This window comes from Sporosarcina sp. NCCP-2331 (assembly GCF_023707945.1).
GTDB classification, from domain to species: domain Bacteria; phylum Bacillota; class Bacilli; order Bacillales_A; family Planococcaceae; genus Sporosarcina; species Sporosarcina cascadiensis.
On the sequence record NZ_BRCD01000085.1, the window covers coordinates 1 to 596 of the forward strand.

Here is a 596-nt window from a genome sequence, read left to right on the forward strand (position 1 = left end):
ACGGTATAGCATCATTCATCTGAATGAGTTCGGAACCGTTAAAAATCCAAGTCCAAAAGGTAAAGGCGCCATTGCCCGCGCTCTGCTAAACTCTGAAAAGGCGTATCGTAAAGCTTTACGCGATGCGTTAAAGGGGGGCGTTTAATGGACGTAATGATGACTATTTACAATGCATTGATGGCTGATGAGTATATCAAACAGCAAGCAACCGGCCGTATTAAATTTTACGAGTACCCGGCAACCGGCGATGTATCAGGTCCTTACATCGTCATTGATCCGCTCTCCCCACCGCTGCCGGATGCATATGGAGATAATGAACCAATTGCAGACTCGTACATCTATCAGATTGATGTGTGGACGAAAAGCCGGACGGTTACAAAGGAAATTGCTAAACGTGTAGGTAAGATTATGCGGGATCTTGGATATGGCTATTTCGCCGGCGGAGTCGATGAATGGGATAAAGACACAGGTATCTACCGTGATGCCCGCAGATACAGAAATACGATTTATGACGTGGCGCTCATTTGAGTGTCTTTTTTAATACAAAAATAGGAGTGATTTAGATGGTAGTAGAAAAGAATTATAGAGCGGCAACT

At 44.3% G+C, this 596-nt stretch carries 1 protein-coding gene; it reads left to right on the forward strand.

The features are described 5' to 3' along the window. The first annotated feature begins 144 nt into the window (after window positions 1-144). Entirely contained in the window at window positions 145-528 is a 384-nt protein-coding gene (locus NCCP2331_RS18310; RefSeq protein ID WP_251672130.1) for a hypothetical protein, read from the forward strand. Window positions 529-596: the final 68 nt, after the last annotated feature.

What these genes read in the sequence shown, in the direction of transcription:
- NCCP2331_RS18310 (WP_251672130.1), top strand. Translation starts at nt 145, where the DNA reads ATGGACGTAATGATGACTATTTACAATGCATTGATGGCTGATGAGTAT.